Origin of the sequence: Sphingomonas sp. PP-CE-1G-424 (assembly GCF_004341085.1) — a bacterium.
Taxonomy (GTDB): Bacteria; Pseudomonadota; Alphaproteobacteria; order Sphingomonadales; family Sphingomonadaceae; genus Sphingomonas.
In genome coordinates this window covers 1-12693 of sequence record NZ_SLXW01000007.1, presented here as the reverse complement: position 1 = coordinate 12693, position 12693 = coordinate 1, and the positions used below count along the sequence as shown (strand labels likewise).

General features: G+C 66.7%; 11 protein-coding genes. 8 read left to right on the top strand and 3 right to left on the bottom strand.

Translation table 11 applies throughout. The features are described 5' to 3' along the window. Positions 1–137 precede the first annotated feature (137 nt). Entirely contained in the window at positions 138–1346 is a 1209-nt protein-coding gene (locus tag C8J43_RS18005) for a glycosyltransferase family 1 protein (RefSeq protein WP_231420914.1), read from the top strand. A gap of 25 nt (positions 1347–1371) precedes the next feature. Here C8J43_RS18005 and kdsA read toward each other — a convergent pair whose 3' ends face one another. Next, positions 1372–2211, bottom strand: a complete 840-nt coding sequence (gene kdsA / locus C8J43_RS18000; protein WP_056056119.1) for a 3-deoxy-8-phosphooctulonate synthase — start codon at positions 2209–2211, stop codon at positions 1372–1374. A gap of 214 nt (positions 2212–2425) precedes the next feature. Here kdsA and C8J43_RS17995 point away from each other — a divergent pair, with 214 nt between their 5' ends. From C8J43_RS17995 to C8J43_RS17975, 5 genes are all read left to right on the top strand, one after another. Then, positions 2426–3412, top strand: a complete 987-nt coding sequence (locus C8J43_RS17995; RefSeq protein WP_056056117.1) for a KpsF/GutQ family sugar-phosphate isomerase — start codon at positions 2426–2428, stop codon at positions 3410–3412. A 38-nt stretch (positions 3413–3450) separates the two neighbouring features. Next, positions 3451–4248, top strand: a complete 798-nt coding sequence (locus C8J43_RS17990) for a 3-deoxy-manno-octulosonate cytidylyltransferase (RefSeq protein ID WP_133032102.1) — start codon at positions 3451–3453, stop codon at positions 4246–4248. Continuing rightward, positions 4245–4871, top strand: a complete 627-nt coding sequence (locus C8J43_RS17985; RefSeq protein WP_056056115.1) for a histidine phosphatase family protein — start codon at positions 4245–4247, stop codon at positions 4869–4871. Before C8J43_RS17990 ends, C8J43_RS17985 begins: the two co-directional genes overlap by 4 nt. Before the next feature lie 69 nt (positions 4872–4940). After that, on the top strand, positions 4941–5984 hold the full coding sequence (locus C8J43_RS17980) for a phytanoyl-CoA dioxygenase family protein (protein WP_056056113.1): 1044 nt from the start codon (positions 4941–4943) through the stop codon (positions 5982–5984). After that, positions 5981–7672, top strand: coding sequence for a capsule biosynthesis protein (locus tag C8J43_RS17975; protein WP_056056111.1), 1692 nt, complete (start codon positions 5981–5983; stop codon positions 7670–7672). The genes C8J43_RS17980 and C8J43_RS17975 overlap by 4 nt, the downstream gene beginning before the upstream one ends. Positions 7673–7762: 90 nt before the next feature. Here C8J43_RS17975 and C8J43_RS17970 read toward each other — a convergent pair whose 3' ends face one another. Continuing rightward, entirely contained in the window at positions 7763–8437 is a 675-nt protein-coding gene (locus C8J43_RS17970; protein ID WP_231420912.1) for a sterol desaturase family protein, read from the bottom strand. A gap of 175 nt (positions 8438–8612) precedes the next feature. Here C8J43_RS17970 and C8J43_RS17965 point away from each other — a divergent pair, with 175 nt between their 5' ends. After that, entirely contained in the window at positions 8613–9371 is a 759-nt protein-coding gene (locus C8J43_RS17965) for an SDR family NAD(P)-dependent oxidoreductase (protein ID WP_082471070.1), read from the top strand. Here the strand turns inward: C8J43_RS17965 and C8J43_RS17960 are convergent. Further along, positions 9358–10875, bottom strand: coding sequence for an LTA synthase family protein (locus tag C8J43_RS17960; RefSeq protein ID WP_330218692.1), 1518 nt, complete (start codon positions 10873–10875; stop codon positions 9358–9360). The genes C8J43_RS17965 and C8J43_RS17960 overlap by 14 nt on opposite strands. 349 nt (positions 10876–11224) lie before the next feature. Here C8J43_RS17960 and C8J43_RS17955 point away from each other — a divergent pair, with 349 nt between their 5' ends. Next, entirely contained in the window at positions 11225–12466 is a 1242-nt protein-coding gene (locus C8J43_RS17955) for a capsular biosynthesis protein (RefSeq protein ID WP_056056105.1), read from the top strand. Positions 12467–12693: the final 227 nt, after the last annotated feature.

The following is a 12693-nucleotide window of genomic DNA, read 5'->3' as shown; positions in this document are numbered from 1 at the left end:
CTCCCTAGTGGCAGCCGTGGCATTCCTCGGTGAGCCACATTCCGACGTGGTCCTGCGTCGGGTTTCGAGGACAGTTACGTGCAATTTCCCTACCGGGCCTTTTGCTGGGTCGGTCGCAAGATCGACGACCGTCGACCATGACCATGGTTGACCGCCCGCCCGCCCCCGCTCCGGACGACATTGCCGTGGCAACCCCCATATTAATCGACGTCAGCCGCTCGATCTGGCGCTACTGGTCCGGTCGGCTGCCGACCGGCATCGATCGCGTGTGCCTGGCGTATGTCGAGCATTTCGGTCCGCGTGCGCAGGCGGTCATCCAGTGGAAGCGACGCCGTATCGTGCTCACCGCGGCCAATTCGCGACGCCTGATGGCGCTGCTCGTCGCCCCCGGGCTTCCGTCCCGGCAGAAGCTGATCGCGGTACTGGGCAAGGCGATCCCGACCGCCTTCGCCAGCGCGCCGCAACGCGGCCAGTTCTATCTCAATATCGGCCATACCGGGCTGAACGACGACAGCCTGGTAAGCTGGATCGCCCACCATGGTCTGCGTGCGGTCCATCTGATCCACGATCTTATTCCGATCGAGACACCCGAATTCTGTCGGCCAGGCGAAGCCGGTCGGCACGTCCAGCGCATGACCAACGCCTTGCGCAGCGCAAGCGGGATCATCGGCAATTCTGAGGCCACGCTGACCGCGCTGCGCGACTTCGCCGCTCAGTATGGTCTCCCCTCCCCGCCTATGGTCGCCGCGTGGCTGGCCGGCGACGTGCTGCCGGCCGAGGTCGCGCCGACGCCCGCCGATCATCCCTATTTTGTGGTCGTCGGTACGATCGAGGGGCGCAAGAACCACCTGCTGCTGCTGCAGGTGTGGAAGCGGCTGGTCGAACGGCTTGGTGACGCGGCCCCGCGCCTGCTGCTGGTCGGGCAACGCGGTTGGGAGGCCGAGGGCGCGTTTGCCTTGCTCGACCGGAGCATCGCGCTGCAGGGCGTGGTGATCGAACGCGGTCGTTGCGACGACCACGAACTGGCGGGGCTGCTGAAAAGCGCGCGCGCGCTGTTGATGCCGTCGTTCGCCGAGGGCTTCGGCATGCCGGTGATCGAGGCGTTGCAGCTCGGTGCGCCGGTGATCGCATCCGACTTGGCCGTGTTCCGTGAGATCGCGGACACGATCCCGACGTTCATCCCGGTCCACGACGCGGGAGAATGGGAGCGCACGATCCTCGATTTCTGTGGTCCCTCCCCCGAACGCGCGCGGCAGGTCGCGGCGATGCGCGCATACCGGGCACCAAGCTGGGAGGGCCATTTCGCGATCGTCGAACGCTGGCTGGAAACCCTCCCGGCCCAATAATATCCCGATAAGATCCCCGATAAGGTCAGAGCATCGGTGTCGCCTTGACCACTGCGTCGATCGCCATCAACTGACGCAGCAACGGCTCCATGTCATCCAGCGGCCAGGCATTCGGGCCATCCGAAAGTGCCTGATCGGGATCGGGATGCGTTTCGATGAACAGGCCGGCGACGCCGGCACCGACTGCGGCGCGCGCCAGGACGGGCACGAACTCGCGCTGGCCGCCCGATCGATCGCCCTGCCCGCCCGGCAACTGCACCGAATGGGTCGCGTCGAACACCACCGGGCATCCGGTGTCGCGCATGATCGCCAGGCTGCGCATGTCCGATACCAGATTGTTGTAGCCAAACGTCGCGCCGCGTTCGCACACCGTGAAGCTGTCGGGATCGCAGCCCGCCTCGGTCGCGGCACGTCGCGCCTTGTCGATGACGTTCGTCATGTCGCCCGGCGCCATGAACTGCGCCTTCTTGATGTTGACCGGCTTGCCGCAGGCCGCGACCGCCGCGATGAAGTCGGTCTGGCGCGCGAGGAACGCGGGCGTCTGGAGCATGTCCACCACCTCCGCGACCGCCGCGACCTGCTCGGCGGTATGGACGTCGGTGAGAACCGGTACGCCGATTTCGGAGCGCACCTTGGCGAGGATCCGCAGGCCTTCGTCCATTCCGGGCCCGCGGAACGACAGTCCGGAACTGCGGTTGGCCTTGTCGAACGAACTCTTATAGATCAGCAGGATGCCCAGCCGGTCCGCGATACGTTTCAGCGTCTCGGCGGTCGACAGCGCAAGCGCTTCGTTTTCGATCGCGCATGGACCCGCGATCAGGAACAAAGGTTCCGTCGACCCCACCGCCTTGCCGCATAATTGCATCTATCTTAACCCTTCGTCATTCGATGACCGCCGCAATTATCGGTATCAAACCGACATCGTTACGGCTGACCGCGAGAACTGTAAAAACTGGATCACCCGTCACACTTGCAGTATGGGCCGCGCGACGGCTCCCGGCCGTCGTGTATCTTTTAAGGGACGGATTCGCCATATGCGATATGACGAGCCCCTCCGGCGAGGTGACGAGTTGCAGTCCATGGAAATGCGTAAAGTCGGCGACGCCGCGCTGGTATCGGCGTTGAAGACGGTTCGGATCGAACAGGAAGCGCTCAACATTCTCGCGATCGCGCTGGAGAATTCAGCACTCCGCGATGCGTTCAAGCTGTCGGTCGCAGCGATCGCGGCGACCTCCGGCCGGCTGATCGTCAGCGGGATGGGCAAGAGCGGGATCATCGGCCGCAAGATCGCCGCGACGATGACCTCGACGGGCACGCCGTCGCTGTTCATCCATCCGGGCGAAGCCAGCCACGGCGATCTGGGGATGATCACCCCGAGCGATATCGTGCTCGCGATCACCTGGTCGGGCGAGACCGCCGAGCTCGGCGACATCATCGCCTATTGCCACCGGTTCAACATCACGCTGATCGTCGCGACCGCCAAGGCGAACAGCACCGCGGGCAAGGCCGCGCATATCTGTCTGGTCCTGCCGCATGTCCGCGAGGCGTGCCCGAACGAACTCGCACCGACCTCGTCGACCACGCTGCAGGCGGTCTTGGGCGATGCGCTGGCGATCGCGCTGATTGAGCAGCGCGGCTTTTCGAAATCCGATTTCCTGTCGCTGCACCCGGGCGGTCAGTTGGGGGCCAAGCTCGTCACTGTCGAGCAGTTGATGGGCCGTGGCGAAGAGGTGCCCGTGGTCCGGCTCGGTGCGTCGCTGATGGATGCGACCTTCGAGATGAGCCGCAAGCGTTATGGCTCGACTGCGGTCGTCGATGCCGATGGCAATCTGGTCGGCGCGTTTACCGATGGCGATCTGCGGCGCAGTTTCGCGACCCAGCATCTGCAGGATCCGATCGAGGCGCATATGACGCCGACCCCGCTCGCCGTGCCGCCAACGACGCTGTCGACCGAAGCGCTGCGGACGATGAATGCCAACGCCGTCATGGTCCTGTTCGTGTGCGACGGCACCCGGCTGATCGGCGTGCTGCACGTCCACGACCTGTTGCGGGCTGGCGTCGTCTGACTCCCGTTCATCCTGGCGTCCAGCCACCTAAAGACCTGATCGTCGTTCCGGCGCGATACGGCTCGACGCGGTTGCCAGGCAAGCCGCTGCTCCGGATTGCGGGCCGAACGCTGCTGGAGCGCGTCGTCCAGGTCGCGCGCACCGCCGCGACGATCGCCGGCGGTTGCGACGTGGTCGTGGCGACCGACGACGACCGCATCGCGGCACATGCGCAATCGCTCGGTTGCGATGCGGTGATGACCGCACGCGACATCCGGTCGGGTTCGGGGCGTGCCTGCGCCGCGGCGGGGGGGCGTGACGTGCGGCCGCATATCATCGTCAACCTCCAGGGCGATGCGCCGTTCATTCCGGCCGACATGGTCGCCGCGCTGATCGCGGCCGCGCGGGAAAGCCCGGCCGCTTGCGTCACGCCGGTGGTCCAGCTCAACTGGCCCGCGCTCGACGCGATGCGCGCGCACAAGGCGCGGTCGCCGTTCAGCGGTACGACCTGCGCCCGCGACGCCCAGGGCAAGGCGTTCTGGTTCTCGAAGACGATCATCCCCGCGATTCGCGACGAAGACCGTCTCCGTGCGGAAAGCCCGCTGTCGCCGGTGTTCCGTCATCTCGGACTCTATGCCTATCGAATCGAGGCGCTCGAGCGTTTCGAGGCGATGCCCCCGACCCGCTATGAGCGATTGGAAGGGCTCGAACAGCTGCGTTTCCTCGAGATGGGGCTCGATATCCAGACGCTTGCGGTCGCGCCGCCCACGCACGCCATGTCGGGGATCGACACGCCCGAGGACGTCGCGCTTGCCGAGGACCTGATCCGGCGCTTCGGCGACCCTTACGCGTCGTGACCCGAACGTTCGTCATCGTCCGCCACGGCAATACCTTTGCCGACCACGAAGCCCCGCGCCGGATCGGCGCGAGAACCGACCTGCCGCTCGTCGCCAGCGGTCACGAGCAGGCGCGTCGGCTGGGAGGCTATTTCGCCGAACAGGGGTATCGCTTCGACACCATCCTCTGTTCACCGCTCCTGCGGACGCGCGAGACCGCGGAGGCGATCCGCGGCGCGTTCGACGATGCGCCGACCGTCATCCCCGCGCCGCTGCTCGCCGAGATCGATCACGGGCCGGACGAGGATCGGATCGAGAGCGAGGTGATCGCGCGGATCGGCAGCGACGCGCTGGCCGCATGGGAAACGCACGGCGTCGCGCCCCCCGGGTGGGTCGTCGATGCCGCAGCGCGGCTGGCGGGGTGGCGTGCCCTGTTTGCGGAACAGGCGTTTGCGGAACAGGTGGGAAGCACGACCTTGCTCGTCACGAGCAACGGCGCCGCGCGGTTCGCGTTGCTCGCCGACGCTGTACTGATGACGCAGGCACGTGCGCTCCCCAGCTTGAAATTGCGGACCGGCGCGTTCGGGATCATCCAGAGCAGCGATGCCGGTTTGCAGTGCGTCGCCTGGGATCGGCGCCCGTAAACCGCCTATGATCGATCCTGCTCGACCAGCATGCTTGCGTCCGTCGATCTCCTCGGAGAGAGGGTGGCGATGAAACCGGCCCGTTACCTCTTATTGCCCTGGTGGATCGCGCAATTGCCGACCGGCGCCAAGGCCTTCAGCGACAATCCGATCATCGGGTCTCCGCTGCTCAACCGCTGGGGCCTGCACGTCGCGCGCGTGCGTCTGGCGGGGATGATGGCCGCGGTCCGCCGCAAGCGGCTCGCACATCTCGTCTCGGCCGAGGATCGCGCCGCGTTCGACCGCGACGGCTTCGTTCTCACGCGGGACTTTCTGCCGGCCGATGTGTTCGCCGACCTCAAGCGGCAGGTGCTGGCGCATGTCGCCCCGGCGCGCGAGATGCTGCAGGGCGATACGATCACCCGCCGGATCGCGCTCGATCCCGCCGCGCTGGCGGCGATGCCGGCAGTCGCGGCGTTGGTCGGCAGTGCCCGGTGGCGTGGGCTGATGCGCTATGTCGGCAGCTTCGACAGCGAACCGGTCGGCTATATCCAAACCATCCTCAGCCATGTGAGCGATGCCGCGCCCGACCCGCAGACCGCGCTACACGCCGACACCTTCCACGCGACGGTCAAGGCGTGGCTGTTCCTGACCGATGTCGCCGTGGACGAAGGCCCGTTGGTCTATGTTCCCGGGTCGCACCGGATGACGCCGCAGCGACTGGCCTGGGAACGCGATCGCAGCGTTCGCGCGCGGTCGGGTCTCGATCGGTTGTCGGCGCGCGGATCGTTACGGATCGCGCCGGAAGAACTGCCGGCGCTCGATCTGCCCGAACCGCAGGCATTCGCCGTACCCGCCAATACCCTGGTCGTCGCAGATACGTCGGGGTTTCACGCGCGGGGCGCGTCGGTCCGACCATCGGTGCGGATCGAGATCTGGACCTATGGCCGGCGCAATCCCTTCCTGCCCTGGACCGGGCTCGATCCGTTCAGCCTGCCCGGGATCGCCGAGCGTCGTGCGCCGCTGGCCTGGTCGATCCGCGACCGGTTGCGCGGGCTGCTGGGTCAGCCCTGGAGCGACGCCGGGCTGAAGACCGCGGCTGCGCCTGCGCATCCGGACGGGACGGTGCCGTGAGGGACGCGAAGACCGACCCTCTGCTCCGCGCGCCGCCCTTTCCCGGCGCGGCCGTGACGTATTCGGGCCCGATACCTGCGACCGCGGGTGCGATCGCGCCGGCGGTCGAGCACGCCGACATCGCGCGGATCTTCGCGGCTATCCGGGAGGTCAGGGTCGGTGGCCCCTTCTGGGCGAGACCCGCCGCTGCGTCGGATGCCCGCACGATCGTCCGCGCACGGTCAGCGTCCGAGGTCGCAGACCTTCGTGCGGGCATGACCGATGCCGAGCAGGACGCGGTCGTCTGGCTGCTGCCGGCCGATCGCGCACGCGACCCGGCATTGCGCGCGCCGCATCCGCGTGGGGTGATGATCTTCGGGGAGGTCGATCCCTGGTCGCTGCTCGACGACGACGTGCAACTGGTCGCGCATGGCGACGACGAATGGGTGGCGTTGGCCGACATCGCCGGATGTCGCGTGCGGATACTGTCCGACGGGGCCTATGGGGCGCCGGATACGGCCCTGGAGGCGCGCCGCCAGCGGATCGCCACCGCGCTGTTCGACACGCGCTACCGCGATCCGGCGACGGGTCTGGACACCGGGATCGATGCGACGATCGCGCATCTCGGCTTCTGGCGGCGGATAGGCGACGGCAATCGCGGGATTGTTGCGGCCTGCGGGATCGCCTGGTGGAAGCGCCGCGAGATCGCGCGCTTCCTCTGGTCGCCCGATCGCCGGTTGCGCTTCTTTTCGTCCGAACGCCGCGCCATCGCGCATGCCAGGCGGCACGGTGGTGCGGTCGCGGTGTGGCCGTCGCGGATCTCGCCGGCGATGGTCCGCGATGCCGCGGCCGCGGGCGTCCCGCTGGTGCGGGTCGAGGATGGTTTCGTCCGGTCGGTCGGGCTGGGCAGCGACATGGTGCCGCCCTCCTCGATCACCGTCGACTGGCGCGGGATCCATTATGATCCGAGCCGCGCGAGCGATCTCGAGATGTTGCTCGCGGAGACGCACTTCCCCCCGGCATTGCTGGCGCGCGCGGCGCATCTCCGCGCGGCCATCCTGGCGGGCGGGATCAGCAAATATGGCGGCAACGCCCCGCACGTGTTTCCGGCCCGCCAACCCGGGCGTCGTCTCGTGCTGGTACCCGGGCAGGTCGAGGACGATATGTCGGTCAAGCTGGGTGGCGGAGGCCTCGCCAGCAACCTCGAACTGCTGCGCCGTGCGCGTGCGCTCGAGCCCGAGGCCGAACTCTGGTTCCGGCCGCACCCCGATGTCGACGCCGGGCATCGCAAGGGCGCGGTGCCCGATGCGGACGCGTTGGGCGTTGCGGACCGGATTGTCCGCGGAGGCGGCATGGCCGCATTGCTGGAACGCGTCGATGCGGTCCATGTCCTGACCTCGCTGACCGGTTTCGAGGCGCTGTTGCGCGGGTGCGACGTCACCTGCCACGGCATGCCGTTCTATGCCGGCTGGGGACTGACGCGGGATCTGATGCCGATCTCCGATCGCAGGGGACGCGTGCTCACGCTCGACGAACTCGTCGCCGGCGTGCTGATCCTCTATCCGCGGTATCTGGATCCGGTCAGCGGCCTGCCCTGCGAACCCGAGACGCTGTTCGCGCGGATGGTTGCGGGCGATGCCGTCAACCGGCTTGGCTGGGTCACGCGCCTGCGGCAGATCCAAGGTCGCCTGATGAAGGGGCGTCGCTGAAGCGGGACTGAGGCGGGCCCGAGACGGGGGGCGCGTCGAACCGATCGCCACTGCACCATGTCTCGGTCAGGCCCGCAATCGGACCCTTGATCAGGAGTGTACGGGGGTCTCCGGCGCAGTCGCTGCCGCCTTGGCGGAGATATGCGAGCCGAACAGGCGATCCCAGAAGATCGTCGTGATCGCGTAATTGCCGTCGCGACGACCGAAATGATGGCGAAGGTGATGGCGGCGCAACGCGCGCATCAGCGGACCGCGCGCCGGTAGCTGATGGCAGGCGTAATGGATGCTATCATAGGCGACGTAGCCGATCGCGAACCCCAGGAAGATCACCGTGCCCGCAGGGCCGAACGCCGACGCCAGGCCGATCCAGATCGCACCCGACCAGGTCACGCTGACGATCGGGGGCATCAGGCTGCGATAGGGATCGTTCGGATCGGAATGATGATTGCCGTGTATCACATAGCCGAGCCAGCGGCCCAGGTCCGACTGCAATTCCAGATGGAACAGAAAGCGGTGCATGCAATATTCGAACAGCGACCAGATCAGCAGACCCGTCATCACCAGTCCGACCCAGGTCAGCGGCGCCACGGTTCCCCAGCCCGCCCATGTGACCAGCACGAGGATCATGGACCAGGTCGCGACGAACGCGCGGGGCGATATCACGGTCAGGCGTTCGAGCAGATCGCTGCGAAACAGCCGAAGGCGTTGCGGATACTCGGCGCCTCCGCCGTGGTTCGGCCTTGGCTCTTGTCTACGCATACTCATACCGCCGCTATGGACAGAGGCGGGGTACCCCTGTCAAGTGACACTAGGAGCAATAGATTATCCTGAGCTTACCGAGAAACGGCATTTGTCGACAGACCGCGTCGGGTTTGGGCCAAATTATGGTGTAGACGACACACCCGACAGCTCCTTCAGATAAGCGCCATTCAGGATAGACGTGCGACAGCGAATTCTCATCACCGGTGCCTCGCGCGGGTTGGGCGCCGCGATCGCGCGACATTATGCCGGTCCGGATGTCCTGCTCGTGTTGTGGGGACGCGACCACGAACGGCTCGAGCAGGTCGCGGATCAGTGCCGTGACGCCGGTGCGATGGTAACTCTCCGATTGCTCGATCTCGTCGATCCCGCAGCGGCGCTCGCCGCGATCGACGCGGAGGAGTCTGCGGGGGGCATCGACATAGCCGTGCTCGCGGCCGGGCTCGGCGATATCCAGGGTCGCCACGAACGGGGCGAAGACCCGGCCCGGATGGTCAGGCTGGGCCTGGTCAACTTCGTCACGCCGAGCGCGATGGCCGCGGCGCTGGCCGACAGGATGGCAGCGCGTGGCCACGGCCATATCATCCTGATCGGATCGGCCGCGGCGTTTCATGCGCTCCCGTTCGCCGCGGCCTATGCCGGATCGAAGGCAGGCCTCGCCCGCTTCGCGCAGGCACTGCGGATCGGCGCGGCCTCTCATGGCGTCAACGTGATGCTCGTCTCGCCCGGCCCGATCGACCGGCCCGAAGGGCGTCAGGTCGCAGCACCGCAGCGCCTCCTGATGCAACCCGCCGACGTCGCCGCGCGGATCGTGGCGGCGAGCGCACGCGGCGACGCGCATCTCGTCCTGCCCTGGCCGTTCGCCGCGTTGCGGCTGATCGATCGCCTGCTGCCCGCGGGCCTGCGCGATCGGTTGTTGCGGAGCCTCAGGCCGAAGTGACGGAGGCGCCGCGGACGGCGCGCAGGATGGCATGATGCAGCTGGTCGGGGGTGAGATCGATGCGGCCATCGGCGCCGGTGACTGGTGCCGGAATCGGCTTTCCGTCGACGAACCGCAGCATCACATAGGGGGTGTGGCGGACCGGCCCCGGTTCGGCGACGCCGGGAATGCTCGGGCGGTGATCGCCGAAGAAGACCAGCAGCGCGGAGCGGCTGGTGTCGGCGAGGTCGTCGATCAGTTCGGTCAGCATCGTGTCGCTGTTGCGGACATGGTGAAGATAGGCGTCGAGCCCGCCGGGCGACCCGGTCACCCGGTCCTTCATCCACGGACCGTGATTTTCCATCGTTACCGCATAGAGGAACGTCGGTTCCGCAGCGTCGTCGATCAGTTTGCGGAGCGACGCCCCGAGCGTCCGGTCGGCGACGTAGCGGCCGGTGCCGGGTTCTGCCGGCGGGAAATGCTCCTCCCCGATCAGGCGGTCGAAACCGATCGCCGGCATCATCTGGTCGCGCCCGTAGAAGCGCAGGTCGTGCGGGTGCACGAACAGACAGCCATAACCAGATGCGCCAAGCCGGGCAGACAGCGCGTAGGAGCCTTCGCGCTGCGCGGTCAGAAAGGGATCGTAGCGACGGAAGCCCAGCGCCGCCTCGCTACGCCCGAACAACACGCCGAATTCGGTCCGCATCGTATAGGCGCCGAACCCGCTGACGCCGAGGTTGCCCCATTGCGACGCCGTCGCGCGCGCCCGCGCCAGTCCGGGCAAAGCGTGTCGGGGATCGTTCGTCAGGTCGACCGGATCGGCAAAGGATTCGCACTGGATGACGATCACGAGATCCGGCTGGGCACATTCGGCTGCTGGATCGGTTGCGGGTAGCGATCCATCGGAAAATTCGGTCGGGCATAAGGGGGGATCGGGGGTTTCGCGCCAGCGCTGCCAATACAGCAGCAGCGTCGCGATCAGGCCGTGGCGTGCGAGATCGGCGTCGATGTCGGGTATCCGCGCGAGGCCGGCAAAGGCCTTGCCGCGGAGCAGCGCCGCCAGGGTCCCTCCCGCCAGCAGCAGCACCCCCGACCCCACGAGATGCGGCGTCAGATGCGGCACGAACAGCCAGACCAGCGCGAGGAGCAGGCCGAGCGCACCGATCGCCAGCCCCGACTTCTGCGGCGTCGACAGCGCGGTGAAATAGAAACCGGGATGTCGGACCAGCGCGGAGAGCAGCGCCAGGTCGGAGAACAGCAACGGCTCGCCCAGCATCGCGTGCTTGGCGTTCGATGCGGTCACGAACACCGCCATGAGCGCGACGATCAGGCTGGCGGCAACCGGCGCGCTTCCCGAAAGCGCCAGGATCAGGCCGAACAGCGCGGTCATCGTCAGACAGTGCAGGATCAATCCCGGCGCACTGCGCAGCGTGCTGCCCCGATCGCGGTGCCGCGGTCGCACCGCCGCATCGAGCGCCAGCGAGACGCTCAGCATCAGCAGGAAGGATATAAAACCGATCGTCACAGTCTGCCGCGGTGTCGGACTCGAAGGAGGGTCATGATATCGACGCGCGAAGGCAAGCGACGACGGACTGGTAGCGGCGGGCGTATAGCGGGAGGCCGTGAGGCTGTCACCGCCGGTCATCTTGCCTCCGTGCGTCAACCTATCTAGCTGCCGGGTCAACGGCCCGGATGCCGACGGACACGCGCCATGATGCACCGCATTATGTGTCTATCGCCTGCATCGGATATGTATGAAAGGCTGCCGCATGCTTTCTTCCTTTGCCGATGTGCCCGACATTACACCCAAAATAGCGGCACCGAGTTCGATACAACCCCCGGCGCGACGCAACGTCCTGCTTCTACAAGGGCTGATGGGGCCGCTCTTCGGCCGGGTCGGCAAGGCGCTGCGCCAGCAGGGCTACGGGGTCTATAAAGTCAATTTCAACGGTGGCGACCGGCTGTTCTGGCGGCTGCCCAACGGCATCGACTATCGCGGTTCGCTCGCCGACTGGCCCGACGCGCTGGCGCGGCTGATCGAGGAGCACCAGATCACCGATGTCATGCTGTTCGGTGATTGCCGGGCGATGCACCTCGGCGCGACCCAGGTGTGCCGCACCCTCCACATCCCCGTCCATGTGTTCGAGGAAGGTTATATCCGGCCGGACTGGGTGACGCTCGAACTGGGCGGCGTGAACGGCCATTCGAGCTTGCCACGCGATCCGGCCTGGTACCGCGCCCAGGCCGCAACGCTTCCGCCGATCCCCGAGCATCGCCAGGTCGCATCGTCGTTTCGGCGACGCGCGCTCGAGGCGGTCGCGTACAACGTCGCCGACGTTTTCAGCCGCTGGTATTACCCGCATTGGGCCAATCACCGGCCGTGGCATCCGCTGGTCGAGGCGATGGGCTGGGTACGCCGGTTGCGCGGCCGCAAGCAGGCTGCGGTGCGGGCGGCCGCGCTGGTCGCGGAAATCGAGACCCGCGGCGATCCCTATGTGCTGTTTCCGTTGCAGCTCGATTCCGATGCCCAGATCCGGCTGCATTCGAGCTTTGCCGGCATCGCCGACGCATTGCGGATGGTGATGCATTCCTTTGCCGAGAATGCCCCTGCCCCGCTGCGACTGGTCATCAAGGAGCACCCGCTCGATAACGGCGTCCGCGACTGGCGTGAGGAAACCGCGTCGCTCGCGGCCCTCCACGGTATTACCGACCGTGTCGACTATCTCGAAAGCGGCGACATGGTGCCGATCGCGTGCAAGGCGAAAGGCATGGTGACGATCAACAGCACCAGCGGGACGCTGGCGCTGATGCAGGGCGTCCCGGTGATCGCGCTCGGCCATGCGGTCTACGACATGGACGGGATCACCTTCCAGGGATCGCTCGACGAGTTCTGGCGCGATCCCGGCAAGCCCGACGCGGAGACGTTTGCCGCGTTCCGCCGCGTGCTCATCGACCAGTGCCTCATCCCCGGCGGTTTCTTCTCAGAAGAAGCGCTCGCACGCGTAACGGAAGGCGTGATCGCCCGGCTGGAAGCGGCCAGTCCGCGGCACGGAATTGCGGACATGACGGGCTTGGCCGCGGTGTCGACCACGGGGCAGACTACCACAATCTCGTAACCCGACTATCCGACATGTCGACATGTCGGATAGTGCGGCCGGTACCCGATCGGCGTGACGCGACCAGATACCAGACCCCTGAAGACCGTGCAGCGAATTGACCGATTATACGATTGGCAGGCACGGACTCGCCGTTATAGCTCGGCGCAATCTGGAGGATTCATGACCGTACGTAAGATCGTCCCCGTTATCCTGTCGGGTGGTTCGGGGACCCGCCTCTGGCCGAT